The sequence below is a fragment of the Bradyrhizobium sp. CCBAU 11430 genome (genome assembly GCF_028128855.1).
Taxonomy (GTDB): domain Bacteria; phylum Pseudomonadota; class Alphaproteobacteria; order Rhizobiales; family Xanthobacteraceae; genus Bradyrhizobium; species Bradyrhizobium ottawaense.
Map to the genome: position 1 here is coordinate 157981 of NZ_LBJV01000066.1, position 26029 is coordinate 184009.

A 26029-nucleotide genomic window follows, 5' to 3' on the forward strand; every position below is an offset into this window, starting at 1 on the left:
CCGAACCGTATTCAGGGAGATGGGACCGAAACGGGACGAGATATGGCTGGATCTGGGACTAAGGGCCTTGTGCCGACGCGGCGCGCGGCGCTGACGCTGATCGGGGCGGGCGCCCTCGCACTGACGGGCGCCTCGGCGCGTGCGGCGACCGACGACAACGAGGTGCTGACCGAAGCCAAGGTGCTGCGCGATCCCGACACGCCCGTCGCCGGCAATCCCAACGGCAACGTCACCATCGTCGAATGGTCTGACTACAATTGCCCCTATTGCCGCAAGCTCGAGCCCGAGCTGCGCCAGGTCGTCCAGGACGACGGCAAGGTGCGGCTGGTGATGAAGGATTGGCCGATCCTCGGGCCGGTCTCGGTGACGGCGGCGCGGACCGCTCTCGCGGCAAAATTCCAGGACAAATACCATCAGGCCCATGACGCCTTGATGGGCGTCAGCTCGCGCCTGACCGAGCCGCGCATCAACGAGCTGCTGGCGGCCGCCGGCGTCGACATGGACCGCCTGAAGCGCGATCTCGCCGGCCATGGCAGCGACATCGACGCGCTGCTCAAGCGCAACAACGAGCAGGCCGAAGCCTTCGGTTTCAGTGGCACCCCGTCCTTCATCGTCGGCAAGTACCGCGTCCCCGGCGTGCTTAGCATGACCGAGTTCGAGCAGGTCATCGCCGATGCCCGCAAGGCCAAGATGAACTGAGGCGCGCAGCGTCGGTCGCGGCCAACACAAAGGCGCCGCCGCGGAGTTCGCGACGGCGCCTCGTGCATGATACGGCGTCGGTTACTTCGACGAGATCCGGACCCAGTCCTTGTGCGCGCGGTCGCGCAGCGCGTCCCAGTCGGCCTTCGCGACATCCCAGTTCACGATGGTGCGATTGCTCGTCGCGACCTCGCCATTGGCGACGGATGAGGTCTGCATGGAGTCGTAGACGTAGACGCCGCCGGCAAGCAGCAGGGCGCCCAAAATCATTCCAAAAAACGTCCTCATAGCGAACCTCCGGTGACGCGCCGATAACGTCGGCACGGCGCGATGGTTCCGCGGCCATGCGGCGCATCTAAGGACAGGTTGTTCATTTTCCATTCAGCCACTGCACCAGCTCCGCGTTGATCTCGCGCGGATAGGTGTGGCTGAGGTCGTCGATCTCGCGATAGGTGACATCAGCGCCAGCCGCTGCGAGCGCTGCCTGGGTCTGGCGCGCGGTCTGCACCGGAAACATCCAGTCGAGCTTGCCGTGGGTGATGAAGATGGGCAGACCTTGCAAGCGCGCGGCGTCCGCCATCTCCGCCATCAGCGGATGGAAGGTTGCGGAGACCGGCGCCAGATGGGTGAAGGGCGAGGCGCCCTCGAGGCCGCTGACGTAGCTGAAGGTGCCGCCGTCGCTCATGCCGGTCAGCAGCATGCGCGAGGTGTCGATGCTCCAGCGGCTGCGCACGGTTTCGAGGATACGCATGAGATTGGGCGTATCGGCATCGTCGCCCATCAGCGCCCAGGTCGGACCGGTCGCGGTGGGCGTCACCAGGATCGCGCCAAGGCTGCGGGTGTCGCGCAGCCAGCTCCACAGGAAACCGCGTCCGTTGCCGCTGCCGCCATGCAGCGCCATCACCAGCGGCATGGCGCGTTCGGGCGTATAGTACTCAGGCACATAGACCGAGAAGCCGCCGCGGCTGCCGGGTTCGTTGTGATCGTGGAAGATGCCAGTATTTTCGCTCGCGCCGACTTCGAGCCGCGACAACAGATCCGCATTTTCGCGATTGGCGGTGTTGAGGAAGAAGCTGCTGACGGGAGGAAACTGCATCGCCAGGGGATAAAGCGCCTCCTGCGCGCGCGGCACGTGGCGCAGCGCGCGGAAGACAGCGACGAGATCGCCATTGCCGCGCTCCACCTCGCGGATCCCGGCAAAGGCGGCGAGCGTCTCGCCGCAGGCGCGATCGAGCCGCTCGCGGAGGCCCGCAAACTGCTCTGGCCACTCTCCATTAGCCGCGTGTGCCGCTTGCAGCGCCTCATCCGGTGCGCCGATCGCGTTCATCACGGTAGCGAACGCCGGCGGATGCAGATGGCGTTGGAAGAAGCCGAGCGCTTCCAGCGCATTGAGCAGCGGCGGCAGCACGGCCACGATGTCGTCGATCACGGCCTCGCTCATCGCGGCTTCCTTCAGCGTGGGATCAATGCAGCTTCGGCGCCTTCAAGAGCTTGAAGCGATCGGTGGAGGTCACCGTGACGTCGAAGGTGACGCCTTGGTGGTGCACGGTCAGCGGCACGTCGACGCCGGCGGCGCCGAGTGCCCACATTTTCTTGTAGAAGGCGGTCTGGCTCGTGACCTTGTCCCCGTTCACGGCGAGGATGATATCGTCGGTCTTGAGCTCGGCGCGCGCGGCAGGACCGTTGGGGGAGATCCCGATCACGACCACGCGGTTGTCGATCTCGGTCGAGTAGAGCCCGAGCCAGGGCCGCGCCGGCTTGTTGACCCGACCGAACTTGCGCAGATCGTCCAGGATCGGCTTCAAGAGGTCGATCGGCACGACCATGTTGACGTGCTCGGCCTTGCCGTCGCGCTCGCGTTCCAGCTGAAGCGAGCCGATGCCGATCAGCTCGCCGCGCTCGTTGAGCAGCGCCGTGCCGCCCCAGTTCGGATGCGCAGGATAGGTGAAGACGGCTTCGTCCAGCAGATATTCCCAATAGCCGGCGAATTCCTGCTTGGCCACGATCTGGCTCGCGACCGAGCGCGTGCGACCGCCGGCGCCCCCGACCACGACGCGGTCGCCGATCCGGGTTTCCGCCGAGTTGCCGAGCGGCAACGGTTCGACGTCGAGCTCACCGAGGGCTTGCACCAGGCCGAAGCCGGTTTCGGAATCGAAACCGAGCGCGTGGCCTTCGACCACCCGCCCATCGCTGAGGTGCAGCCACACCGATTCCGCTTCGGTGATGAGATAGCCGATGGTGAGCACCAGTCCGTGATCGATCACGACGCCGTTGCCGGCGCGTTCGGTGCCCAGCGTCTCGGCGCTGAAGGCGTCCGGCGGGACGATAGCGTGCAGGCCGACGACGGACGCGAGCGCGCGGTCGAGATCGAAACCGTAGTCGCTCGCACGCGGCTGATTGGCCGGCGGCACTCTCCATTCGGTCAAAGCGGGCATGGAGTTCTCCTGGTCTTTCCTTGGCGCTTTGACACACCTCTCGCGCACGAGAAGCGCCGCGCTAAATCAAAGACAATCTATGCCGCAAACGCCCGCCTTTAAAGACCGCCATGCCTCAGTCGGTCGGGAAATGCAGAAATTCTGGACCGATCGTGCCCTGTAGGTCCTGGTGTCCGTGCGAAAAGACGTTGTCGACCCAGAGTGGCAAGCGTATCGTTCGCCGTCTGTGGAACAAGCCATGAGCGATGACAAGAATTTCGATCGGCTAACTTTGGAAAATGCACTGGCCGAGCTGGGCCGCAGGGCCTTCGCCGCAGGCCGCACCGTCGAAATCGTCGTCTACGGCGGATCGGCCCTCCTGCTGACCTTGAATCGTCAGATCAACACCGGAGACGTCGATGCGGTGTTTGAAGGAAACAAGGATTTCATCAAGCGACTTGCGACCGAGATGGCGGAGGAGTTCGGCTGGGACGAAAACTGGTTGAACGACGGTGTGAAGGGGTGGTTGAGCAAGAGAGACGCGGATCCTGACGTGAAGGCTCTATTCAAGACCTACCCCACCGAGGATCAGCCGGGCCTGCGCGTCTATACCGCCAGACCGGAGTACTTGTTTGCCATGAAGTGCCGCGCGATGCGTGTCGGCGGTGTCGAAACGAACTCGGACATTGACGACATTAAGCTCCTCGCCCACGCGATAGGTATCAAGACTAGCCAGGATGCACTCACGTTGGTCGAAAAATTCTATCCGCAGAATGCGCTTCAGCCCAAGACCCGATTGGGTCTCGAGGAGATTTTCTCAAATCTCGAGACTGGGCCCGAAGGTGATCGCATGCCTCCGTCGAGCCAACCATGAACCTGTTCGGCAAGAAGCCCGCAACGCTGAGTGACGTCGTTCGCCGCGTACAGGCTGGCGAGCAGAAGTTCGATCCGTCGCTCCGCGAATTTCTCGATTGGTTCTACATGAACCCGAACGCACGACAGCAGGCGATCGAAGAACGACCCGCTTCCATCGACGCTGTGCACGACGCCTATACGGCGGCCGTGGCGGAGCACCTTGCGCGCGTTTACGGATTACAGATACCGGAATGGACCGAGGTTCACGGTAATGGGCTTCGCGAGCCCTTCTTCGCGGGCGGTCTACAATCTCTGAAGGGGGTGCTGGTTGCCGAGAGTCCGACGGCCTTCCGGCGACGCCTCCTGTTCGTAAGCAAAGACGCGCTCTCGAGGCCGAGAATGTAGCGCCGTAGGGGCGGCCGCCTTGGGCCGCACTGTCTTGGGCCCCACTGTGAGACCCTGCCGGGCCGCATGGCTGGTGTCCCTGCCGCTGCTAGGCGGCCCCTGCCTAAGCTGCTAACCATTGCCGCTTCGTTTGACCAAGGGATCACGGACCGAAGCAATGGACAACCGCAGCGACATCTGGCGTGGCGTCGACACGATCAAGGGGCGTTTCATCGACCTCAGCGACAAGGTGTGGGGCATGCCCGAGGTGTGCTACACCGAGGCGCGGTCCGCCGCCGAGCATCTCCTCGAGCTGCGTCATCAGGGTTTCCGCATCACCGAGAACGTCGCCGGCATTCCGACCGCGGTGATGGGCGAGTGGGGCGAGGGCGGTCCGATCATCGCCTTCATGGGCGAATATGACGCGCTGCCCGGTCTCAGCCAGGAAGCGGGTGTCGCCGAGCATCGTCCGATCGAAGCCGGCGGGCACGGCCATGGCTGTGGTCACAATCTGCTCGGTTCCGCCGCGCTGCTCGCCGCGACCGCGGTGAAGGACTGGCTTGCCGAAAACAAGATGCCCGGCCGCGTGCGCTATTATGGCTGCCCGGCCGAAGAAGGCGGCGCGGCAAAGGCCTTCATGGTGCGCTCCGGCGCGTTCGAGGACGCCGACATCGCCATCACCTGGCATCCGCACAGCTTCTGGGAGGTCGCGGTGACGCCGTCGCTCGCCAACACGCGCGCGGACTTCATCTTCACCGGCCGCACTTCGCATGCCGCGGCCTCGCCGCATCTCGGCCGTTCCGCGCTCGATGCGGTGGAATTGATGAATGTCGGCGTGAACTACATGCGTGAGCACATGCCGAGCGATGCGCGGGTGCATTACGCGCTGCTCGACACCGGCGGCATTGCGCCCAACGTGGTCCAGGCCCATGCGCGGGTGCGCTATTCGATCCGCGCCCGTGACCTTCCCGGCATGAATGAGCTGGTCGGACGTGTGAGCAAGATCGCCGAGGGCGCGGCGCTGATGACCGAGACCAAGGTCGAGATGAAGATCATCTCCGCGGTCTCCAACATCCTGCCGAACACGCCGCTGGAGCAGGCGCTGCACCGGGTCATGGAAGAGCTCGGACCGCCGCATTTCGACGATGCCGACAAGGGTTTTGCCAGCCAGATCCGCGCGACCTTGAGCGACAAGGATATCGCGTCGGTCTATTACGCGATCGGCATGGAGCAGACCGATCGGCCGCTGGCCGACTTCCTGGTCCCGCTCGATGCCAAGCGCAACCCGCTGGTCGGCTCGACCGACGTCGGCGACGTCAGCTGGGTGGTGCCGACCGTGCAGGTTCACGCCCCCACGGTTGCAATCGGCACGCCGTTCCACACCTGGCAGGTGGTGGCGCAAGGCAAGAGCCCGCATGCCCACAAGGCCATGGTGCAAGCCGCCAAGGCGATGGCCGGTCTCGGCATCGAGGCGCTGACAGATCCGGAACTGATCAAGGCGGCCAAGGCCGACCTGAAGAAGCGGACGGCCAAGACGCCGTATGTCTGCCCGCTGCCGGATCACGTCGAGCCACCGCTCGACATGTCCGTCGCATAGAATTTCGCCTCCACACTTCGTCTGATGCTGCGAACAAATTTTCCGCAGTGCAGCGTGCAATCCAGCATGTTTTGATGCTGGATTGCCGAACGGATGGGCTGCAGAACGCAGTTTTGCCCAACAGACAGCCAGAAGACCGTTTGCATACACACGGTCCCAGTTGACGCGCCCCCCATTCGGTGTGCCATCTACTGCCAGCCAATTGGGCGGCCAGCTTTCACGGCCGTCCTCATCACTATGGGAACCAGACGGGGGACAACCATGCTGGATAAAGAACTGCGTTCGATGATCGGCGAGGTGAAGGATGGGCGGATGGATCGCCGCGCTTTCATCACGCGCATGGCCGCGGTCGGTCTCACCGCCCCGCTGGCCAACCAGATCCTCGCGCTCGGCGGCGTCGCCATGGCCGAGGGCGCCTCGACCTACAAGCCGACCAAGCGTGGCGGCGGTGGTGCGCTGAAGCTGCTGTGGTGGCAGGGCCCGACCTTGCTCAATCCGCATTTCGCCACCGGCACCAAGGATCAGGACGGCTCGCGCCTGTTCTACGAACCGCTCGCCTGCTGGGATCCGGACGGCAACATGAAGCTGGTGCTGGCGACCGAAATTCCCTCGATCCAGAACGGCCTGCTCGCCGCCGACGGCAAGTCGGTGACGTGGAAGCTGAAGCCCGGCGTGAAGTGGCATGACGGCAAGCCGTTCACGGCCGACGACATTGTCTTCACTTGGCAGTATATCAAGGATCCCGCGACGGCGGCCGTGACCATCGCAAGCTATCGCGACATCACTGTCGAGAAGATCGACGATCTCACGGTCAAGATCACTTTCCCGAAGCCGACACCGTTCTGGGCGGACGCCTTTGTCGGAGCCCCGAACACCATTCTCCCCAAGCACCTGTTTGCCGACTACACGGGCAGCAAGTCACGGGAAGCGCCGACCAACCTCTCTCCAGTCGGGACCGGTCCCTACAAATTCGTCGAGTTCAAGCCGGGCGATCTCATCCGCGGCGTGATCAATCCCGACTATCACATGGCCAACCGGCCCTACTTCGATACGATCGAGATGAAGGGCGGCGGTGACGCCGTCTCGGCCGCGCGTGCGGTGATCCAGACCGGCGAATATGATTTCGGCTGGAACATCCAGGTCGAGGATGACGTGCTGCTGCGTCTGGAGAAAGGCGGCAAGGGCAAGACAGTGTATGCCGTGGGCGGCGACACCGAATTCATCGCGCTCAATTTCACCGACCCGAACGTCGAGGTCGACGGCGAGCGTTCGTCGATGAAGACCAAGCATCCGCTGTTCTCGGACCCTGTCGTGCGCAAGGCGCTGTCCCTGCTGGTCGACCGCGAGTCCGTCAAGAAGGCGATCTACGGCCGCGCCGGCCGCACCACCTCCAACTTCCTCAACGGCCCGGAGAAGTTTGTTTCCAAGAACACATCCTGGGAATTCAACATCGAGAAGGCCGCCAAGATGCTCGACGACGCCGGCTGGAAGCCCGGTGCCGACGGCATCCGCGAGAAGGACGGCAAGAAGCTGAAGATCCTGTACCAGACCTCGATCAATGGTCCGCGCCAGAAGACCCAGGCCATCGTCAAGCAGGCCTGTCAGAAGGCCGGCATCGAGGTCGAGCTGAAGTCGGTGGTGGCATCGGTGTTCTTCTCCTCCGACGTCGCCAACCCCGACACCTATCCGAAGTTCTACGCCGACATCGAGATGTTCCAGATCCCGCTCAGCCAGCCGGATCCGTCGCAGCACATGCGCCGCTACCTCTCCACCAGCGCCGCGACCAAGGAGAACAAGTGGCAGGGCACGAACTTCCCGCGCTGGGTCAACAAGGACTATGACGCCGCGATCAACGCGGCCGACATGGAAATGGACCCGGTCAAGCGCGCGGCGCTCTACATCAAGGCCAACGATCTGATGTGGGAAGACACGGTGTTCATTCCGGTGCAGCATCGTCTGAAGGTCGAGGCGGCGGCCAACAATCTGCGCCCGGTCGTTTCCGGCTGGGCCAACGAAACCGACAATCTGTTCGACTGGTACCGCGAGGAATGATCCCCCAACTCTAGACGGGGCCTTCCCTCATGAGCCAATACGTCCTGCGTCGCCTGCTGATCGCGATTCCGAGCCTGCTCGGAATCTCGGTCGTGCTGTTTGTCGTGCTCGCGCTTGCGCCCGGCGATCCGTTCTCCGAACTGGCGACCAATCCGAACGTGCCGCCCGAGGTGCAGGCGGCGCTCCGGGCCAAGTTCGGCCTCGACGACCCGATCCACCTTCGCTACCTGCACTGGCTCAACGCCATGCTGCACGGCGACTGGGGCTTCTCCTTCGTCAGCCGGATGAACGTCGACACGCTCATCCTCCAGCGCCTGCCGGCCACGCTCTACGTGATCGGCTCGGCGCAGATCCTGGCGCTGCTGATCGCGATTCCCGTCGGCGTCTATGCGGCGACGAAGCCCTATTCGCTGTTCGACCAGATCGCCAACACGCTCGCCTTCGTCGGCTTCTCGCTGCCGACGTTCTTCACAGGCATCCTGTTCATCCTGATCTTCTCGGTCACGCTGGACTGGCTGCCGTTCGTCTACACCACCGACATCAAGGGCACCGGCATCCACTGGGTGCTGGAGATGATCCGTCAGGCGATCATGCCGGTGGCGGTGCTCGGCCTGTTCCAGGCGGCGTCGATGACGCGTTTCGTGCGCTCGGCGATGCTTGATGTGATCCGGCTCGACTATGTCACCACCGCCCGCGCCAAGGGGCTCGGGCAGGCCAAGGTCATCGTCAAGCATGTCATGCGCAACGCCATGATTCCGGTCGTGACGTTGATCGCGCTGCAAATGCCCGCGGTGTTCGGCGGCGCCATCGTCACCGAGCAGATCTTCCGCATTCCCGGCATCGGCTCGCTGCTGATCTCCTCCATCCTTTCCAACGACACGCCGGTGGTGATGGCCGTCACCTTCGTCTTTGCGTGTCTCGTCGTGCTGTTCAATCTCATCGCGGACGTGCTTTATGGCTGGCTTGACCCTCGCATCTCCCTCCGCTGAGCGGCGCGTCTACTCGCCCTGGCGCGAGACGTGGCGGCGCTACAGCCGCCACAAGCTTGCCGTGGTCAGCGCGTTCCTGCTGCTCGTTCTGATCCTGGCAGTGGTGCTCGGCCCCTTCGTCTGGCGCGTCAAGATCGACGACATCGACATCGTCGCAGGCATGCAGGGGCCCTCGCCGGCGCATCCCTTCGGTACCGACGATCTCGGGCAGGACATCCTCGCCCGCATGATCTATGGCGGGCGCATCTCGCTCGCGGTCGGCCTCGCCGCGATGCTGGTCTCGGTCTTCGTCGGTGTGCTGATCGGCGCGCTCGCCGGCATGTCGCGCGGTGCGCTCGGTCACGGGCTGATGTGGCTTACCGATCTGTTCCTGTCGCTGCCGCAATTGCCGCTGCTGCTGCTGCTGATCTATCTCTTCCGCGACGGCCTGAAGGCCGCGTTCGGTCCGGAGGGCGGCATCTTCATCCTGATCGTGCTCGTGATCGGGGGGCTGCGCTGGATGCCGGTGGCGCGGCTCGTGCGCGCCCAGTTCCTGTCGATCCGCGAGAAGGAGTTCGTCGAGGCCGCGCGGGCGCTCGGGGCCAGCCCGGTGCGGCAGGTGGTGAAGCACATCCTGCCCAATGCGCTCGGTCCGGTGATCATCGCCGGCACCATCGACGTCGCCGCCGCCATCATCGCGGAATCGACGCTGTCCTTCCTCGGCCTCGGCTTTCCACCCGACACGCCGACCTGGGGCCGGCTGCTGTATGACGCCAAGGACTTTCTCGACATCGGCCCGCACTGGGCGCTGTTTCCGGGCGGCGCGATCTTCATCGCGGTGGTCGCCATCAACTTCATCGGCGACGGTCTGCGCGACGCGCTCGATGCGCGACGGGTGATCTGATGGCGCCGCTGCTCGAAATCAAAGGGCTGAAAACCCACTTCTCCACGGACGACGGCATCCTCCAGGCCGTCGACGGCGTCGACATCTCCATCAACCGGGGCGAGACGCTCTGCGTCGTCGGCGAATCCGGCTGCGGCAAAACCGTCACCGCGATGTCGATCCTGAAGCTGATCGCGATGCCGCCGGGCCGCATCGCGGCGGGTCAGATCATCTTCGAGGGTCGCGATCTCGTGCCGCTGACCAGCAACGAGCTCGACGAGATCAGGGCCAAGGAGATCGGCTTCATCTTCCAGGAGCCGATGACCTCGCTCAACCCGGTGCTCACCGTCGGCGAGCAGATCGCCGAAAGCCTGCGCCGCCACGAGGCCGTGACCAGGAAGCAGGCGCTCGATCGCACCATCGAGATGCTGAAGCTGGTGCAGATCCCCAACGCCGAAGGTCGCGTGCACAATTATCCGCACCAGTTCTCCGGCGGCATGCGCCAGCGCGTGATGATCGCGATGGCGCTCGCCTGCAAGCCGAAGCTGATCATCGCCGACGAGCCGACTACCGCGCTCGACGTCACCATCCAGGCCCAGATCCTGGATCTGCTCCAGGACATGAAGGAGCGCTTCGGCATGGCGGTGATGCTGATCACCCATGCCATGGGCGTCGTCGCCGAAACCGCGCAGCGCGTCGTCGTGATGTATGCCGGCAAGGTGGTCGAGGAAGCGCTCGTCGACGATCTGTTCGGCAATCCCGGTCACCCCTATACGCAAGGGCTGATCCGCTCGATCCCGCGCATCGATCTCGACAGCGAGCACAAGACGCGGCTCGAGGCGATCGGCGGTTCGGTGCCGATCCTGATCAATCCGCCGGTCGGCTGCCGCTTTGCGCCGCGCTGCAAGTTCGCCATGAACGTCTGCACCGAGAAGGAGCCGTTGCTGCGCGAGATCGCACCCGGCCATCGCATGGCCTGTCATCTCGGCGATACAAATCTGGGAGGCGCGGCATGAGCGAACCCTTGCTGCAAGTCTCCAACCTGAAGAAGCACTTCCCCGTGCTCGGCGGCCTGCTGTCGCGCCAGGTCGGCACCGTCTATGCGGTCGATGGCGTGTCGTTCTCGGTCAATCGCGGCGAGACGCTAGGTCTCGTCGGCGAATCCGGCTGCGGCAAGTCGACGACGGGGCGCTGCGTGCTGCGCCTGATAGAGCCGACCGACGGCGAGGTCACTTTCGACGGCCAGGACGTGCGCAGCCTCGGCGGCAACGATCTGCGCGCGATGCGGCGCAACATGCAGCTGGTGTTCCAGGATCCGTTCGCCTCGCTCAATCCGCGCATGACGGTCGGCGCGATCCTCGGCGAAGCCTTCACCATCCATAATCTGGCGACCTCCGCCAAGGAGCGCGAGGAGCGCGTGGCGGGCCTGCTGGTCAAGGTCGGGCTCAAGGCCGAGCATATGCGGCGCTATCCGCACGAGTTCTCCGGCGGCCAGCGCCAGCGCATCGTGATCGCGCGCGCGCTGGCGGTCGAGCCAAAGCTGATCGTCTGCGACGAGCCGGTCTCGGCACTCGACGTGTCGATCCAGGCCCAGGTCATCAATCTGCTGGAAGACCTCCAGGCCGAGCTGAACCTCACTTATCTCTTCGTCGCGCACGACCTCTCGGTGGTCGAGCACATTTCCGACCGCGTCGCGGTGATGTATCTCGGCCGCATCGTCGAGCTGGCGAAAGCGAGCGATCTCTACCGCAACCCGCAGCATCCCTACACCAGGGCGCTGCTGTCGGCGGTGCCGGTGCCCGATCCAAAACTCAAGCGTGAGCGCATCCGCCTCAAGGGCGACGTGCCGAGCCCGATGAAGCCGCCGTCGGGTTGCCACTTCCACACCCGCTGTCCGATCGCCCAGCCGCGCTGCGCGGAAAGCGCGCCCGTGCTGAAGGAAGGCGCGGGCGGGCATTTCGTGGCGTGCCATCTGGCGTAGCGCGATGAACGCGTAGGGTGGGCAAAGCGACTTGTCCGCCGTAGCTCGAAGAGCGAAGGCGGAAGCGTGCCCACGATTCTGAAGACGTGGGCACGGCGCTGTCGCGCCTTTGTCCACCCTACGCACTTCCATCTTAGTCGAGAGGCACGCCATATTCCGACAGGGCCTGCCTGAACGTCGCCACGGACGTGTGCTGATGCGCGAACAGGCCCGCCTCTCGCGCGCCGGCGACGTTGGCTGCGAGATCGTCGACGAACAGGACGGACTGCGGCCTCACGCCGAGCTCGGAGAGGCAGAGGCGATAGCAGTGCGGGTCCGGCTTGGCCGTCTTGAATTGCGCCGAGGTGTAGATCCGGGAGCCGAACAGCGGGCGCAACTCCGGCAGCAGCGTGTCGATGTGGTCGGCGACCAGCGTGGTATTGTTGGTCAGGACGGCGATATCGACGGTTCTTCGCAAGCTGCCGGCGATGTCCAGCATCGCGCGATTCGCCTGCATTGAACGGCGCCGGGCCTCCACCCACTCGTCGAGCGAGAGCGGATAGCCGATGCGTTCGCCAAAACCTCGCAGATAGTCGGCAGCCTCGAGCGCGCCGGAATCGCCGAGCAGCTCGAATCCGCTGTCCCAGATCGCGTTGTGGACGGCTTCGCTGCTGGTCCCCGCAAGCTGCGCCAGATAGGCGACGCGGGTCGCCCTGTCGTAGTCGCAGAGGACATTGTCCATGTCGAAGAGGACGAGCTTGATGGCATCAGTCACGGCGACGCTCGCGCATTGGCCGAACATCCGGCCCTGGCGTGAGTCATATCCCGCCGGAACGCGGGCGACAAATCGGGTGCTGGCTAGGGCTGCGATGCGCGTCGCCGCGCCAGTTGATGCAGCACCGTGTCGACGGCAGGCACCGCTCCGGTCTCGCGCAGCCAGGCATCGGCCAATTCCCTCAATTCGCCCGGCGTCAGGCCGAACTTGCGGCGGAATGCGCGAATAAAGGTGGAATCGCTGCTGAAGCGCATGTCGACGGCGAGCTCGATCAGCCGGCCCTCCTGCGCGGATGGCGATATCAAGCGCCGAAACGCGAGATTGAGCCGCTGCTCCCGCACATAATGCGCAAGCCCGCCCTCGGCCTCGAACAGCCGGTAGAGCGTCGCGCGCGAGATCTGGAAGTGGCGGCAGAGCTCTTCGCTGGTGAGCGCATCGGTTTCGAGATTGTTCGCGATGCGGCGCTTGATCATCGTGAGATAAAGATGTCGCTCGGCGCGCTCGAGGCCCGCGACGATCTCGGCCGTCCCGCCCGCGGCGGCCGCCACGAGATCGGCGATCGCCTCGACCGTGGCTTCGGCATGGCCGGTGCCGGTATCCGTCCCGGGCTCGGACGACAGGGCAAGCGCGCCATAATGGCTGGCGAGCAGGCGTGCATGGGGGTGGTCCGACGGCAGCAAGGTTGCCGTCGCCGCATCCGGATGGGCGAGCCGCGGCGCCAGCATCGCGCGTTGCAGCACGATCGTCATCAGATGGGTGCGGCCGCCCGCGGCGCGCAGTGCGGTCCGGTTCGGTTGCGCCATGTCGATCAGAACGATGTCGCCTGGCCGCAGCGTGACCTCGCGGCGGCCTGAGCTGAACTGCATCTCGCCCTCGACGCAGAGGGTGATCTGAAAATGATCCATGATGCCGCGGGCGACGTGCGCGGGTGTGCGGTCATAGTCCTGGTCGGTGGCACGCGTGTCGATCAGCAAAGCGTTGCGGGTCATCCTTGTCACCGTGGTGACATGGAAATCGTCCTCTGCGGTGCGCGGAATGACCTCACAAATGTCGACCGTCATGGCCCGCAAGTGCGCGAGCGCCTCCGGACCGCGCCCGGGATTGTCCGCCGCCGTGCTTTCGTTCAAGGCAGTCCCGTCCACGTCCCCTCGCGATGCGGAAAGACCGCATGCAACTAAGCAAGCCAATGCCGGGTCTGGATGTAGCCATTCGGAAATCGGGGCGCAAGCGAGGCCGAGCTAGAATGTGCGTTCGTGTATTTGCAACCATCGAGAGATTCAGTTGGATTTTGTCGCGCTGAGACGCCGGGCACATCGTCCGTCCTGCCGTCCTGTTAGAGATTCTCCAGTCTCTGGAATGCGAGCGCGCCATGCGGGGCCGCGCCGTCGAAATGGGGTTGCCGCGTGGGGTCAATGGGAATTTTGGGTGCTGGCCGTCGGCAACGACGTCCGCGCAGCTGCCGTCGTCGCCGGACAATGAAAAGCTGCGGGATGCTCGTCATCCTGGTCCTGCCGTATCTCGCCTCGACCTCCGCCAGCAGGGCGCAGATCGACAATTACGGCATCTGGACCGCACTCAACAGCACGCCGGGGCAGGTGATCGAGTTCGGCACGCTGAGCAACGCTCCGATCGGCTCCCCGATCGGAACGAGCACATATCCTCACAGCGCGGTGTTTTCGGCCGACGGCCGCTTCGCCTATGTCGTAGCCATGTCCGGCGCGGTGGAGGTCATCGACGTCGTCGGCCGGACGGTTGTCGCGACCATACCCGTCGCCGGACAGACGGCGGGATTGGCGCTCAGCCCGGATGGCTCGAGCCTCTACGTGACCTCCTCCTCGGCCCATTCGGTCACGGTGATTTCCACCGCGACCAATGTCGTGGTCGGCTCCCCCATCGCGGTGGGGGCAGCCCCTTACGGCGTAGTCGTTTCGCCGGACGGGACCCGGGCCTATGTCGCCAACCAGGGCTCCGCGAACATTTCGATCATCGACGCCGCGTCGAAAACCGTCATCGGCACGGTCGCGGCGGGAAGCTCCCCCTCCGGCATCACAACGTCTCCGGACGGAAGCCGGATCTACGTGACCAATCAAAGCGATGGCAGCGTCACGGTGATCGATGCAGCGTCGCAATCGGTGGTGACGACGGTTTCGGTCTCCGGACTGCCCCTGAGCGTCGCGGCCAGCCCGGACGGGTCGCGGATCTATGTGACGACGCAGTCCAACCAACTCGTGGTGATCAATGCCCTGACGAACACCATCACGGCAAGCGTGACCCTGTCCGGCGGCCCGTCCAGCAACGGCATCGGAGTGACCGTGACGCCCGACGGCAGCCGGGCCTACATCACGACTGGCTTCGGGTTTTACGTGATGGATACGGCCACCAACACGATCCTGTCCTTCGTCACCATGCCGATCGTTGACAACGGCAATGCCGGGACCGCCTTCATCGGGCCGAACGTCATCGTTGTGGCGGGCGGGGCGGTCGCGGCGGGCAGCGATGCCGCGCTCACGGCGCTGGGCTTCGGGCAATATGTCAATTTCAACGGCGGCGCGCTGCGATTTACCAGTGCTTTCAGCACCGCTCGGACGATCTCGCTGCTGGCCGGCGGCGGCACGATCGACACCAACGGCTTCAATGCGACGTTGTCAGGGCAGATCATCAACACGGGATCCCTGACCAAGACGGGGCTGGGCACGCTGACGCTGACCGGCGCCAACACCTACAGCGGCGGGACCTTCGTCAATGGCGGCGCGCTGGCCTTGAGCGGCGCCGGCACGCTGGGCGACGTCGGCGGGACGACCGCGGTCAACAGCGGTGCCACGCTCGATCTGGGCGGCACGACGCAGACCCAGGGCGCGGTCGGCCTTAACGGCGGCACGATCCGCAACGGCAATCTGAACGCGCCCATTACCTCCATCGGAGGTGTCCTCAACGGCATCGGCGGGACCGCGAGCCTGACGACGACGGCCGGCTTCACCATGTTGCTCGGCAACAACGGCTACACCGGAGCCACGGCCGTGAATGGCGGTGTGCTCGACGTCGAAGGAACGATCACCGGCACCTCTTCGGTCACCGTGAATGCCGGTGGCGTGCTGATGGGATCGGGCACGATCGATCCGCTGTTGGTGGCGATTGCCGGCGGCGGCACGTTTGCGGCCGGCAACGGCACGCCCGGCAGCGTCACGAGCATCGTCGGCGATCTCGCCCTGCAATCGGGCGCGATCTATCAGGTCCAGGTCAATCCGTCGACGGCGTCCCATGCGAACGTCACGGGCAGCGCGACGCTGGGCGGCGCTAGTGTGAGCGCGGTGTTTGCGGCCGGCAGCTATATCGAGAAGAAATACACCATCCTCAGCGCGGGCGGCGGCCTCTCCGGCAGCTTTGCCTCGACCGTTGCCAGCAGCAATCTCCCGGCGAACTTCAAGACCGATCTCAGCTACGACGCAAACAATGCCTATCTCAACCTGTCGCTCGCCTTCGTGCCGCCGCCGAATTCCGGCCTGAGCGGCAATCAGCAGGCGGTGGCGAACGCATTGGTCAATTCCTTCGACGTCAACGGCGGCATTCCGCTGATCTATGGCCGCATGACGGCGGCCAGCTTGACGCAAGCCTCGGGCGAACAAGGCACGGCAGCGCAGCAGACCACGTTCAGCGCCATGAGCCAGTTCATGGGCCTGCTCACCGATCCCTTCGCGCAGCGCGAGGGTGGGCCGGATCCCGCGAACGGTGCGGCTGGACTTGCCGAAGACGTTCAGGCCAGCGCCTATGCCGCACGCAAGCGCGCCGACGCGTTCGCCATGTTCGCCAAGGCGCCGGCGCAGGGATTTGCGCAGCGCTGGAGCGTGTGGGCCGCCGGCTTCGGCGGATCGCAATCGACCGACGGCAATGCTGCGGACGGCTCGAATGACACCACGAGCCGCATCGCCGGCACGGCGGTCGGCGCGGACTATTGGCTCGCGCCGAACACGAAGCTCGGCTTCGCGCTTGCCGGCGGTGGCACCAGCTTCGGCGTGAACGGTCTCGGCTCCGGTCGCTCCGACCTGTTCCAGGCCGGCGCTATCTTTACCACGCCAACGGCGCGGCCTACGTCTCCGCCGCGCTGGCCTATGGCTGGCAGAACATCACCACCGATCGCACCGTGACGGTCGCCGGCGCAGACCGCCTGCGCGCCGCATTCGACGCCAATGCGTATTCCGGTCGTCTCGAAGGCGGCTACCGCCTGGTCGGGTCATGGATCGGCGGGATCGGCCTCACGCCTTATGGGGCGATGCAGTTCACGACGCTCGACCTGCCAGCCTATGCCGAACACGTCGTCTCCGGCTCATCGGCATTCGCCTTGAACTACGCCGCGAAGAGCGTGACCGACAGCCGCAGCGAGCTCGGCCTGCGTACCGACAAGTCGTTCGCCACGCCGGCCGGCGTGTTGGCACTGCGCGGCCGTGTCGCCTGGGCGCATGATTTCAATCCCGATCGTGCGGCCGCCGCAACCTTTCAGGCGTTGCCGGTCGCAAGCTTCGTCGTCAACGGCGCAGCGCAGGCCCGCGACGCCGCGCTCACGACGGCTTCGGTCGTGATGAAATGGCTGAACGGCTGGTCGGCGGCCGCCACGTTCGAAGGCGAGTTCTCCAGCGTCACCCGCAGCTACGCCGGCAAGGGCAGCGTTCGCTACGGCTGGTGAGCGGTGGGTCCCGTCACGCGGTCTTCGCGGGCCAAGGCACGACCTGTCCGGACATCACCAGCCGATCGCGGCCGCTGTCCTTCGCGGCATAGAGCGCGCGGTCGGCCGCAGCGACCAGCGTGCTGAAGTCCGTGGAGGTCAGAGACGGAAGTCCGGTTGCCGCGCCGACGCTCACCGTGACCAACCGGGAGGGCGGATTCTGCGCATGCAGCATGGCAAGATCGTGCAGCGCCTGGCGAACCGCTTCCGCGACCTCCACGCAGCCATCCGGACCTGTGTTCGGCAACAACACGGCGAATTCCTCGCCGCCGTAGCGCGCCGCGAGGTCGGCGGGACGCCTGGCCTGGGTGGACAGGATCCGGCCCAGCGCGCGCAGGCACCCGTCGCCCGCCAGATGTCCGTAATGGTCGTTGAACTTCTTGAAATGATCGACGTCGATCAGCAGGAGCGAAAGCTGCGTGCCGTCGCGCCGGGCGCGCGCCCATTCGTCGGCAAGGCGTTCGTCGAATGCGCGCCGGTTGGCAAGGCCGGTGAGGCCGTCGGTCCTCGCAAGCGAAGCGAGCTTGTCCTGGAGATCCTTCTGCTCGGTCATGTCGCGCACGACCGCGACGACGCCGTCGATCGCGCCGCTGTCCGATGCCACCGTCACGTGCAGCGCCGCCTCCGCCCAGATCTCCCCTTTTTCGCGATGACGCTGGCGATAGACGAACCGCGCTTCCTCGGCCTCGCCGTTCTTCAGTGCCGTGATGGCCTGAGCGACCCGTTCCATGTCGTCGGCGTGAATGCCGGCCAGGGCCGACGTGTTCAGCAGTTCCTCAGCGGTCCAGCCGGTGATGCGCACGCATGACGGAGAGACATAGAGCAGCCGGTTATCCAGCCCGATCCGGGTTACCATGTCGCTGGATTGCTCGGCCAGCAGGCGGAAATTTGCCTCCTTGGCGACGAGGGCCTGCGCCATGCGCTGTCGCTGCCAGAGCTGACGGACCAGGTAGGAGCCGATCACCGCGATCAGCAGGACGAGGCCGACGACGAAAGTTATGCGTGTGGCGGCGGCGCGTCGCCAGGGAGCCAGCACGTCATCTTGGGACTTACTCGCCAGCACCATCAGGGGATAGCGGCTGCTGCGCTGGTAGTAGCTCAGGCGCTGCACGCCATCGAGCGGCGACTTGAAATAATAGACCGCTTCGGCGGGGCGGCTTTTCCAGCCTTTGAACAAGGGCGCATTGGACAGGTCGCGTCCGATGAAGGCGCCGCTCTCGTCTCGGCTGCGTGCCAGCATGATGCCGCCATTGTTGAGCAGCGATGCCGAGCCGTTCGGCCCTAGGTCGAACCGCTCGTAGAATTTGACGAAATAGCTGACGTCGATCGTGAGCAGGGCAACGCCGGCGAAGCCGCCGTCGGGATCATTGATCCGCCGGGACGCCGTGATGATCCACTGGCCCCCGGAGCGGCTCTTGATGGGCGGTCCGATCAGCGTGCCCGTCTCCGTGGAGTCGCGGTGGCGCTGGAAATATTCCCGGTCGCTGTTGTTGAGCTTGGAAAAGTCGAGGCGCTCGGTCGTGGCAAGCCACCGGCCCGTCGCGTCATAGACGAAGATGCCGCGGATGCGGTCCGATGATTTGCGCGTCGGCAGATAGGCCTGGAGCTTCGTGATCGTGTCGGGGCCAGTCCCGTCGAGTTCGAGCCGGTGGACCAGTCCTACCAGGAGCGTATCGACCAGCTCGAACGTATCATCCGCGTGCTGGATCAGTGAATGTGCGAGGTTGGTGACGTCGATCTCGGCGTTCCTGAGGTCGACATTGCGAGCTTCCCATTCGCGCCAGGCGCTGAGGCCCAGGATCGTCACGCAGATCAGCCCAACGAAGCCCGCCGCCCAGAGCGGAAGGCGCGTCTTGCCGAATTCGCGGCTCGTGACCATCAGGCTTGCTCCAAATCGGGGCAAACCTCTCACTTTCGTCTTAACGGCCTCTTGCAAAATCTGCAATGATTGTGCGGGGTCCGTAATCAACCGGAAGGATTGCCGACATCGTTGGGGCAGATCGGCGGAGCCACGCTACCGCAGTGCGACAATTCCGCCTGCCGCCTCATCCCTCCAGGGTGAAGCCGACGCGCAGCGTCACCTGATAGTGCCGCACGGCGCCGTTCTCGATGTGGCCGCGCGTCTGCACCACCTCGAACCATTTCATCTCGCGGATGGTCTTGGACGCGCGGCTGATCGCGTTCTTGATCGCGTCCTCGATCGAGGTTTCGGACGATCCGACGAGGTCCAGGATCTTGTAGACATGATCACTCTCGGTTGCGGCCATGGGTCTTCCCTTGTTTCATCTTGCAGCGGACAAACGCGCTCGATGGAACGTGCATGCGAGCGCATGGCGTTGACTCTGAACGGGCGTGGGCGCCTCGGGTTCCCAGTGCCCGCTGGCCCCGGAGCGGAGGCGAGAGGAATGGTTTTCAAATCGCCCGCCGGCGTCGGATGCCGCGGTTGCCCGCGCGAAGACGGATGAGCTAACCTCTGCGCATGTCGTGGCATCTTCGAGTGCGGTGATGATCGGCCGTTGGACGAGGGGCACTCTGGTTGCGATCGGCCTCGGCGTGCTGCCTGCGCCTTGTATCGCGCAGGATGAGCTCGATCGCGCGCCGGCGAGCATGGCTCTGCAGGTGACGACCGATCCCTCCACCATCGTGTGTCGCCGGCTGGACACGGTCAGTTTAGCCTCGCTGGTGTTCCTGCCGCTGCGCCGGACCTTCAGCGAGGATTTTGACGAGCATCCGCTGTCGAACGGACGCTGGATCCCGCATTATGCCGGCGGCGCGGCCTGGCCGGAGGCACGCTATTGGGGCGGCGACGGCTCCGACTTCAAGCGCAAGACCAGCGCCAATGGCGAGCAGCAGATCTACGTCGATCCGCGCTATGCCGGCCGCGCGGCCGCGCCGCTCGGGCTCGATCCGTTCAGGGTGAAGGACGGCGTGCTGTCGATCATCGCCAGCCGAACGCCGCCGGAATTGAAACCGCTGCTGTTCAACAACGAGTACATCTCAGGCATCCTGACGACCCAGGGCACGTTCGCCCAGAAGCACGGCTATTTCGAAATTCGCGCCAAGGTGCCGGTCGGCCATGCGGTATGGCCGGCGTTCTGGATGCTGGCGGACGACGGCGGCTGGCCGCCGGAGGTCGATGTGCTGGAAGGCCGCGGCGAACGGCCGGGAGATCTGGTGATGACGACCCATTGGCGGATCCCTTCGACCCAGAAGATCCAGTCCTGCGGCTTCGATTTCGCGGTCGGCGACGCCTCGAGCGTATTCCACAATTACGGTGTGTTGTGGCAGGAGGATCGACTGGTCTATTTCATCGACCGCAGGCCGGTCTCCGACATCAAGGTGCCGATCGGCTTCGACGATCCCATGTACATGATCGTCAATCTCGCGATCGGGTCGAAGTTTTTTCCGGGCGTCAGTCAGGTCGATGCCGAATCGCCAGCGAGCGTCGCATTCGAGATCGACCGGATTTCCGTCTATCAGATCGATCTGGAGCTGGCACGGAGATAACGATGTCAGCCGATGTCTCGCGGCGCCGTTTTGCCAAGCTCACGGGCCTCGCCGCGCTGGGCGTAGCAGCAGGTGCCGGGGCCGCGGAGAATGAAAAGTCCGCTTCGACCGACCGCCACCTGCCGGCGCCGTTCCCGAAGGATTTTCTGTGGGGCACGGCGACCTCGTCCTACCAGATCGAAGGCGCGGTCGACGAGGACGGTCGCGGCAAGTCGATCTGGGATATTTTCAGCCACACGCCCGGCAAGATCGAGGACGGCTCGACCGGCGACCGCGCCAACGAGCACTATCATCGCTACAAGGAGGACGTCGCGCTGATCAAGGCGCTCGGCGTCAAGGCCTACCGTTTCTCGATCGCATGGCCGCGCGTGTTTCCGGAAGGTTTTGGCCAGCCCAATCCTGAGGGCCTCGATTTCTACGACCGCCTCGTCGACGAACTGCTCGCGAACGGCATCGAGCCTTACGCGACGCTCTACCATTGGGACTTGCCGCAGGCACTCCAGGACCGCGTCGGGGGCTGGTCGTCGAGCGACACGTCGAAGGCTTTTGCCGATTACGCTGCGCATGTCGCCGCGCGTCTGACCGATCGCGTGAAGAACGTCTTCACCGTGAACGAGGTCGGGCGTTTCGTGAATTTCGGCTATGGCTGGGGCATCGATGCGCCCGGTCTCAAGCTGCCGACCGCGCAGCTCAACCAGGCGCGCCATCACGTCGCGCTGGCGCACGGGCTTGCGGTGCAGGCAATCCGCGCCGCCGGCCGCGCCGGCACCCGTGTCGGCCCGGCCGAGAACATCGCCGCCTGTGTGCCGGCGATTCCGACGCCGGAAAACATCCGCGCCGCCGAGATCGCGACGCGCGAGCTCAATGCCGGCTTCCTCGGCGTGGTGCTGGAGGGCAGATATACCGACGGTTTCCTCGCCTATGCCGGCGCGGACGCGCCGAAATTCACCGCCGAGGAATTGAAGATCATCGGCGCGCCGAACGATTTCGTCGGCCTCAACATCTACGCGCCGCAATATTACGTCACGGCTTCCGACCGCGCGCCCCGCTTCCACGTGCTGCCGTTCCCCACCTCGTTCCCGCACATGAATTCGGAATGGCTGCGGGTCGGCCCCGAAGTGATCTACTGGGCGCCGCGCCTTGCGGCAAAGATCTGGAACATCGAGAATATCTACATCAGCGAGAACGGCACCTCGTCCGAGGACAAGATCTCTGCCGACGGCCAGGTCTACGACCTCGACCGCATCATGTTCCTGCGCAATTACCTGTCCCAGATGCAGCGCGCGACCGCCGAGGGCGTGCCGATCCGCGGCTACTTCCTCTGGAGCCTGATGGACAATTTCGAGTGGATCTTCGGCTACGGCAAGCGCTTCGGCCTGTACCGGGTCGATTTCGAGACCCAGGCAAGGGTGCCGAAGCTGAGCGCGGCGTTCTATCGCGACGTGGTGGCACGGAACGCGATCGGGGGGTGAGACCACACCCTACGGATCCAGCTCCGTATCCCAGTACAGATAGTCCAGCCAACTATCATGCAGATAGTTCGGCGGGAACAGGCGGCCGTTGCGGTGGAGCTGGTGCACGGTCGGGGCGAAGGCATGCTGGCGCGGAAACATTTTTGCCTGCACCGGCGTGAGATTGCCCTTGCGCAGGTTACACGGCGAGCATGCCGCGACCACGTTCTCCCAGGTGGTCTGGCCGCCTTTGCTGCGCGGGATGATGTGATCGAAGGTCAGGTCCTCGGGCGAGCCGCAATATTGGCAGGCGAAACGGTCGCGCAGGAAGACGTTGAACCGGGTGAAGGCCGGATGGGTGGTCGGCTTGACGAAGGATTTGAGCGAGACGACGCTCGGCAGCTGCATTTGCAGCGTGGGGCTATGAACCGCCTGATCGTAATGTGCGACGATGTTGACGCGATCGAGGAACACTGCCTTGATCGCGTCCTGCCACGACCAAAGAGACAGCGGGTAGTAACTCAGCGGCCGGAAGTCCGCATTCAGCACCAACACCGGCCAACTGCCTTGCGAGACATGTGCGTTCAAGTAACGCTCCCGGCCTCCAATATACGCTGCGAAGCAGCATGTACTGACATACTACATGCAGCGTGACGGGATTGTGAAGCCCGCTGAGCGACTTATTCAGGTGCAAGCAATGCGGCGCCGGGGTGGCGAAAGCGCTCAAAAAGCCGCGATTTGGGGAGGTACGCGGCTGGCGCGGAACTGCCGTGACCAGCGCGTCGTGGCCTGCCGCGGCAGCTACTCCCGTACCCGCTCCAGCTTCTGCAAGCATCGCGTCGCGCGCACTGCAGCGGGCATCTCCTCGTCGGGAAAGCTGGTGTCCCAGTTGGTGACGCCGACCTCGCCGACATAGATGTCGCCCCTGGAATCCAGCGCGATGCCGTGGGGCGCCAGGAACTTTCCGCTCGCAACACCCGGCCCTTCCTCGCCGCCGAGGCGCGCGATGCGCCTGCCCCTGGCGTCCACGATCGACAGCCGCGGCCCGAGATTGGGCACCTTGCGGTTGATGGCAAGGCCCGGGCCGAGCTCGCCGATCACGAAGGTCGGGCTCTTGGCCCCGCCGCAACAGCACAGCGCGCAGGGCCGATGCAAATTGTTCCATTGCGTCTCGTATTTGCCCTCGCCATTGAACACCTGGACGCGGTGGTTCTCGCGGTCGGCGACATAGACCCAACCATCTGCATCGGTGGCAATATTGTGCACGATGTTGAACTGGCCGGGATCGGTGCCGGGCTCGCCCCAGCTCTTGAGCAGCTTGCCGTCCGGCGTGAATTTGTGCACGCGCGCATTGCCATAGCCGTCGGAGACGTAGATCTCGCCCTTCGGCGACAGCGCGGTGTGGGTGCAGCGGTGGAAGGGCTCGCCGCTCATGAACGGCGCCGGCTTCTCGGGGATGCCGATCGTCAGCAGCACCTTGCCGTCCGTGGTGCATTTGCGCACGGTGTGGTCGCCGTCATCGGTGCAGTAGAGATTGTCGTCGGCGTCGATGTGAAGGCCGTGCGCGCGCGAGAACAGCCCTTCGCCCCAGCTGCGCAGGAAATTGCCCTCGCGGTCGAGCACCACCATCGGGTGGGCACCGCGGTTGAAGACGTAGACACGATCCCTGCCGTCGACCGCGACGGAGGCGACGTCGGTGAGCTGCCAGCCGTCGGGCAGTTTCGCGAAATTGTCGACGACGCGGTAGCGGTGCTCGCCGCTGCCGAGAATGGCTGGCATGAATCTGTCCTCCTGTCATTCCGGGGCACGCGAAGCGTGAGCCCCGGACTCCATTGTGCTGCATATTCCGCGGATAGATGGATTCTCAGATGCTCAATTGCGCATCATAGTTCGCGTTGACGCGCGCCCCGGAATGACGATTGTCGTTATGCCCGTCCCAAAATCCCTTCCTCGATCGCTTTGATCTGGAGCGCGAGGTATTTCGAGTTGATCCGGCACTGCGCGAGGCTGCCGGCGATGAACCAGAGCCCCGGCTGCCTGGTGCGCGCATACATGTTGCGCAGCTCAAGACCGTCGCCAAAGCCCCAGATCGGGCCGACGCGGTCGGCGATGGCCTCGCCAAACAGCTTTCGCACCAGATATTCCTGCGGCTTGTAGCCGGTGGAGAGCACGATGAGATCGGCGGGAAGCAGCGTGCCGTCCTTCATCCGCGCCCCCTCGGGTACAAAGCCCTCGATGTCGGCAAACTGCCTGAGCTTGATCGCGCCCTCGACGATCAGGTTGGAGCAGCCGACGTTGAAATAATAGCCGCCGCCGCGGGTGAGGTATTTGAACTGCCAGCCGGTGCCGGCCTCGCCGAAGTCGAGCTTGAAGCCGACGCGCGAGAGGCCGTCGAGCAGCTCCTTGTCGAGCTGCTTCGACTGCTCCGTCAGCATCACATGCGTCTTCTTCGCCAGCGGCGTCGGCATCGAGGCCGCGATCAGGTCGTTGTCCTCGAGCGTGCCTTCGTTGTAGGTCGCATAAGCGAGCTGCGCCGACGGCTCGATATTGGTGACCAGCGTGGCTGCGCGCTGCACCAGCGTCACCTCGGCGCCGCTGGAATACAGATCCTGCGCGATGTCGTGGCCGCTGTTGCCGGTGCCGATGACGATCGCGCGCTTGCCTGTCCAGGTCTCGCCGTCCTCATAGCGGCTGGAATGCAGCAGCGTTCCCTTGAAATTGTCGAGCGTCGGAATGGCCGGAACATTGGCGATGCCGCTGACGCCGGTCGCCATGATCACGTGGCGCGGATGCATGGTGCGCCTGCTGCCGTCGGCACGGCGCAGCGTGACGGTCCAGTGGCCCTCGACCTCATCATAGGCGCCGCTTTCGAACTCGGTGCCGGTCCAGAAGTTCAGCTCCATCGCATCGACGTAAGCCTCGAACCAGTTGGCGAGCTTGTCCTTGGGGATATAGACCGGCCAGTTCGGCGGAAACGGCATGTAGGGGAGGTGATTGACCTGCACTTGGTTGTGCAGGGTGAGCGCATGATAGCGCTTGCGCCAATTGTCGCCGATCCGCATCTCGCGATCGACGATCAGCGCGTCGACCTTCAACTGCTTCAGCCGGGCTGCTATCGCGAGCCCGGCCTGGCCGCCGCCGACCACCAGCGCGGCAGGGTCGCGATCGGCATAGTCGCGCGAGGCGTTGCGCAAATCCAGCCAGTTCGGCCCGCGGAAATCGCGGGAATAGGCCTGGCCGCGCGGTCGCGACGTGCCGAGCTGCTCCTCGAATCCCTTGAGCTCGTCGAGCGCGGTGAGCAGCGTCCAGGCCTTCAGGCGGTCGCCGTCGGTCTTGTCGGGAATGAGCCGCAGGATGCCGCTGCCACGGCCGGTCACGGTTTCGAACGTGAAGATCGCTTCGATGGTGTTGGTGCCGGCACGCGTCACCCAGCGCGGCGGCGCGCGGTTCGGCGCGATTCTGAAGCTGGTCGGTGCCGCCTCGGGCGCGAGCGCGGCCAGCGCTTGCGCAATCATCTCGCGGCCGGCGATCGTTTGCAGGTTCCAGCTCAGCGCCAGCACGTCGCGCCAGAAGCTGTCGGCGAGGAGGAGGCGGTCCAGCGTGGCGGGATCGGGCCTGCCCAGCGCGCGCTCGAATTCATCGAGCCAGGCCTGGGCGCAGGCGGATAGATCCTTGGTCTTGTCGAGCATGCGCGACCTCTTGGCCGTCTTTCGCGGCGTTTCCTCTGAGATCGGACGCTATACGGTTTCCTCGCCCGCCAAAAGCTG

At 64.6% G+C, this 26029-nt stretch carries 23 protein-coding genes; 13 read left to right on the forward strand and 10 right to left on the reverse strand.

Annotated features, from left to right (window positions below; all coding sequences use genetic code 11):
- Positions 1-42 precede the first annotated feature (42 nt).
- A complete protein-coding gene (locus tag XI04_RS25830) occupies positions 43-699 on the forward strand; it encodes a DsbA family protein (RefSeq protein WP_038948547.1) in 657 nt (218 codons plus the stop codon).
- A gap of 81 nt (positions 700-780) precedes the next feature.
- Here the strand turns inward: XI04_RS25830 and XI04_RS25835 are convergent, their stop codons facing one another.
- The 3 genes from XI04_RS25835 to XI04_RS25845 all read right to left on the reverse strand — a co-directional run bounded on the left by XI04_RS25835 (position 781) and on the right by XI04_RS25845 (position 3134).
- The gene (locus XI04_RS25835) at positions 781-987 is read right to left on the reverse strand and encodes a hypothetical protein (protein ID WP_008142940.1); all 207 of its coding nucleotides are present in this window, start codon (positions 985-987) and stop codon (positions 781-783) included.
- An 82-nt stretch (positions 988-1069) separates the two neighbouring features.
- The gene (locus XI04_RS25840) at positions 1070-2140 is read right to left on the reverse strand and encodes a dienelactone hydrolase family protein (protein ID WP_271609214.1); all 1071 of its coding nucleotides are present in this window, start codon (positions 2138-2140) and stop codon (positions 1070-1072) included.
- A gap of 22 nt (positions 2141-2162) precedes the next feature.
- Complete coding sequence (locus XI04_RS25845) at positions 2163-3134, reverse strand: S1C family serine protease (RefSeq protein WP_271592896.1); 972 nt, start codon at positions 3132-3134, stop codon at positions 2163-2165.
- Positions 3135-3372: 238 nt separating this feature from the next.
- Between XI04_RS25845 and XI04_RS25850 the strand changes: the two genes are divergently transcribed.
- The 8 genes from XI04_RS25850 to XI04_RS25885 all read left to right on the forward strand — a co-directional run bounded on the left by XI04_RS25850 (position 3373) and on the right by XI04_RS25885 (position 11833).
- Positions 3373-3987 carry a hypothetical protein gene (locus XI04_RS25850; protein ID WP_095425137.1) on the forward strand — a complete coding sequence of 205 codons (615 nt, stop codon included), beginning with the start codon at positions 3373-3375 and terminating at the stop codon, positions 3985-3987.
- Positions 3984-4373 carry a hypothetical protein gene (locus XI04_RS25855; protein ID WP_049801875.1) on the forward strand — a complete coding sequence of 130 codons (390 nt, stop codon included), beginning with the start codon at positions 3984-3986 and terminating at the stop codon, positions 4371-4373. The genes XI04_RS25850 and XI04_RS25855 overlap by 4 nt, the downstream gene beginning before the upstream one ends.
- Positions 4374-4530: 157 nt before the next feature.
- Positions 4531-5949, forward strand: coding sequence for a M20 family metallopeptidase (locus XI04_RS25860; protein ID WP_271611354.1), 1419 nt, complete (start codon positions 4531-4533; stop codon positions 5947-5949).
- A 261-nt stretch (positions 5950-6210) separates the two neighbouring features.
- Positions 6211-8001, forward strand: coding sequence for a peptide ABC transporter substrate-binding protein (locus XI04_RS25865; RefSeq protein WP_028139903.1), 1791 nt, complete (start codon positions 6211-6213; stop codon positions 7999-8001).
- A 29-nt stretch (positions 8002-8030) separates the two neighbouring features.
- Entirely contained in the window at positions 8031-8990 is a 960-nt protein-coding gene (locus XI04_RS25870; protein ID WP_152103647.1) for an ABC transporter permease, read from the forward strand.
- On the forward strand, positions 8956-9873 hold the full coding sequence (locus XI04_RS25875; protein WP_028139904.1) for an ABC transporter permease: 918 nt from the start codon (positions 8956-8958) through the stop codon (positions 9871-9873). Before XI04_RS25870 ends, XI04_RS25875 begins: the two co-directional genes overlap by 35 nt.
- Complete coding sequence (locus XI04_RS25880) at positions 9873-10868, forward strand: ABC transporter ATP-binding protein (protein WP_028139905.1); 996 nt, start codon at positions 9873-9875, stop codon at positions 10866-10868. The genes XI04_RS25875 and XI04_RS25880 overlap by 1 nt, the downstream gene beginning before the upstream one ends.
- The gene (locus tag XI04_RS25885; RefSeq protein ID WP_018316287.1) at positions 10865-11833 is read left to right on the forward strand and encodes an ABC transporter ATP-binding protein; all 969 of its coding nucleotides are present in this window, start codon (positions 10865-10867) and stop codon (positions 11831-11833) included. The genes XI04_RS25880 and XI04_RS25885 overlap by 4 nt, the downstream gene beginning before the upstream one ends.
- A gap of 133 nt (positions 11834-11966) precedes the next feature.
- Here XI04_RS25885 and XI04_RS25890 read toward each other — a convergent pair whose 3' ends face one another.
- Positions 11967-12614 (reverse strand): HAD family hydrolase, encoded by a 648-nt coding sequence (locus tag XI04_RS25890; protein ID WP_271609216.1) that lies wholly within the window; start codon positions 12612-12614, stop codon positions 11967-11969.
- 56 nt (positions 12615-12670) lie between these two features.
- Complete coding sequence (locus XI04_RS25895; RefSeq protein WP_271609217.1) at positions 12671-13714, reverse strand: helix-turn-helix domain-containing protein; 1044 nt, start codon at positions 13712-13714, stop codon at positions 12671-12673.
- A 363-nt stretch (positions 13715-14077) separates the two neighbouring features.
- Between XI04_RS25895 and XI04_RS25900 the strand changes: the two genes are divergently transcribed.
- On the forward strand, positions 14078-16729 hold the full coding sequence (locus XI04_RS25900) for an autotransporter-associated beta strand repeat-containing protein (RefSeq protein WP_271609218.1): 2652 nt from the start codon (positions 14078-14080) through the stop codon (positions 16727-16729).
- The gene (locus XI04_RS25905; protein ID WP_271609230.1) at positions 16708-17265 is read left to right on the forward strand and encodes an autotransporter outer membrane beta-barrel domain-containing protein; all 558 of its coding nucleotides are present in this window, start codon (positions 16708-16710) and stop codon (positions 17263-17265) included. The genes XI04_RS25900 and XI04_RS25905 overlap by 22 nt, the downstream gene beginning before the upstream one ends.
- Before the next feature lie 13 nt (positions 17266-17278).
- On the opposite strand, the gene XI04_RS25910 is transcribed toward XI04_RS25905, so the two are convergent.
- Positions 17279-19183, reverse strand: a complete 1905-nt coding sequence (locus XI04_RS25910; RefSeq protein WP_173015928.1) for a sensor domain-containing diguanylate cyclase — start codon at positions 19181-19183, stop codon at positions 17279-17281.
- Positions 19184-19349: 166 nt separating this feature from the next.
- Entirely contained in the window at positions 19350-19571 is a 222-nt protein-coding gene (locus XI04_RS25915; protein WP_018316283.1) for a dodecin, read from the reverse strand.
- A 238-nt stretch (positions 19572-19809) separates the two neighbouring features.
- Between XI04_RS25915 and XI04_RS25920 the strand changes: the two genes are divergently transcribed.
- On the forward strand, positions 19810-20811 hold the full coding sequence (locus XI04_RS25920) for a glycoside hydrolase family 16 protein (protein ID WP_271609219.1): 1002 nt from the start codon (positions 19810-19812) through the stop codon (positions 20809-20811).
- A 2-nt stretch (positions 20812-20813) separates the two neighbouring features.
- Positions 20814-22283 carry a GH1 family beta-glucosidase gene (locus XI04_RS25925; protein ID WP_271609220.1) on the forward strand — a complete coding sequence of 490 codons (1470 nt, stop codon included), beginning with the start codon at positions 20814-20816 and terminating at the stop codon, positions 22281-22283.
- 9 nt (positions 22284-22292) lie between these two features.
- Here the strand turns inward: XI04_RS25925 and XI04_RS25930 are convergent, their stop codons facing one another.
- The 3 genes from XI04_RS25930 to XI04_RS25940 all read right to left on the reverse strand — a co-directional run bounded on the left by XI04_RS25930 (position 22293) and on the right by XI04_RS25940 (position 25951).
- Positions 22293-22850, reverse strand: coding sequence for an HNH endonuclease (locus tag XI04_RS25930; RefSeq protein ID WP_018316280.1), 558 nt, complete (start codon positions 22848-22850; stop codon positions 22293-22295).
- 213 nt (positions 22851-23063) lie between these two features.
- Complete coding sequence (locus tag XI04_RS25935; RefSeq protein WP_095425146.1) at positions 23064-24041, reverse strand: peptidyl-alpha-hydroxyglycine alpha-amidating lyase family protein; 978 nt, start codon at positions 24039-24041, stop codon at positions 23064-23066.
- A 146-nt stretch (positions 24042-24187) separates the two neighbouring features.
- Positions 24188-25951, reverse strand: a complete 1764-nt coding sequence (locus XI04_RS25940) for a flavin-containing monooxygenase (RefSeq protein ID WP_271609221.1) — start codon at positions 25949-25951, stop codon at positions 24188-24190.
- Between the last annotated feature and the right edge of the window lie 78 nt (positions 25952-26029).

Coding starts and splice junctions, on each gene's coding strand:
- XI04_RS25935 (WP_095425146.1), bottom strand. CDS start 24,041: ATGCCAGCCATTCTCGGCAGCGGCGAGCACCGCTACCGCGTCGTCGAC.
- XI04_RS25865 (WP_028139903.1), top strand. CDS start 6,211: ATGCTGGATAAAGAACTGCGTTCGATGATCGGCGAGGTGAAGGATGGG.
- XI04_RS25885 (WP_018316287.1), top strand. CDS start 10,865: ATGAGCGAACCCTTGCTGCAAGTCTCCAACCTGAAGAAGCACTTCCCC.
- XI04_RS25890 (WP_271609216.1), bottom strand. CDS start 12,614: ATGTTCGGCCAATGCGCGAGCGTCGCCGTGACTGATGCCATCAAGCTC.
- XI04_RS25855 (WP_049801875.1), top strand. CDS start 3,984: ATGAACCTGTTCGGCAAGAAGCCCGCAACGCTGAGTGACGTCGTTCGC.
- XI04_RS25915 (WP_018316283.1), bottom strand. CDS start 19,571: ATGGCCGCAACCGAGAGTGATCATGTCTACAAGATCCTGGACCTCGTC.
- XI04_RS25875 (WP_028139904.1), top strand. CDS start 8,956: ATGGCTGGCTTGACCCTCGCATCTCCCTCCGCTGAGCGGCGCGTCTAC.
- XI04_RS25900 (WP_271609218.1), top strand. CDS start 14,078: ATGCTCGTCATCCTGGTCCTGCCGTATCTCGCCTCGACCTCCGCCAGC.
- XI04_RS25920 (WP_271609219.1), top strand. CDS start 19,810: ATGATCGGCCGTTGGACGAGGGGCACTCTGGTTGCGATCGGCCTCGGC.
- XI04_RS25910 (WP_173015928.1), bottom strand. CDS start 19,183: ATGGTCACGAGCCGCGAATTCGGCAAGACGCGCCTTCCGCTCTGGGCG.
- XI04_RS25840 (WP_271609214.1), bottom strand. CDS start 2,140: ATGAGCGAGGCCGTGATCGACGACATCGTGGCCGTGCTGCCGCCGCTG.
- XI04_RS25870 (WP_152103647.1), top strand. CDS start 8,031: ATGAGCCAATACGTCCTGCGTCGCCTGCTGATCGCGATTCCGAGCCTG.
- XI04_RS25830 (WP_038948547.1), top strand. CDS start 43: ATGGCTGGATCTGGGACTAAGGGCCTTGTGCCGACGCGGCGCGCGGCG.
- XI04_RS25940 (WP_271609221.1), bottom strand. CDS start 25,951: ATGCTCGACAAGACCAAGGATCTATCCGCCTGCGCCCAGGCCTGGCTC.
- XI04_RS25925 (WP_271609220.1), top strand. CDS start 20,814: ATGTCAGCCGATGTCTCGCGGCGCCGTTTTGCCAAGCTCACGGGCCTC.
- XI04_RS25880 (WP_028139905.1), top strand. CDS start 9,873: ATGGCGCCGCTGCTCGAAATCAAAGGGCTGAAAACCCACTTCTCCACG.
- XI04_RS25835 (WP_008142940.1), bottom strand. CDS start 987: ATGAGGACGTTTTTTGGAATGATTTTGGGCGCCCTGCTGCTTGCCGGC.
- XI04_RS25860 (WP_271611354.1), top strand. CDS start 4,531: ATGGACAACCGCAGCGACATCTGGCGTGGCGTCGACACGATCAAGGGG.
- XI04_RS25845 (WP_271592896.1), bottom strand. CDS start 3,134: ATGCCCGCTTTGACCGAATGGAGAGTGCCGCCGGCCAATCAGCCGCGT.
- XI04_RS25850 (WP_095425137.1), top strand. CDS start 3,373: ATGAGCGATGACAAGAATTTCGATCGGCTAACTTTGGAAAATGCACTG.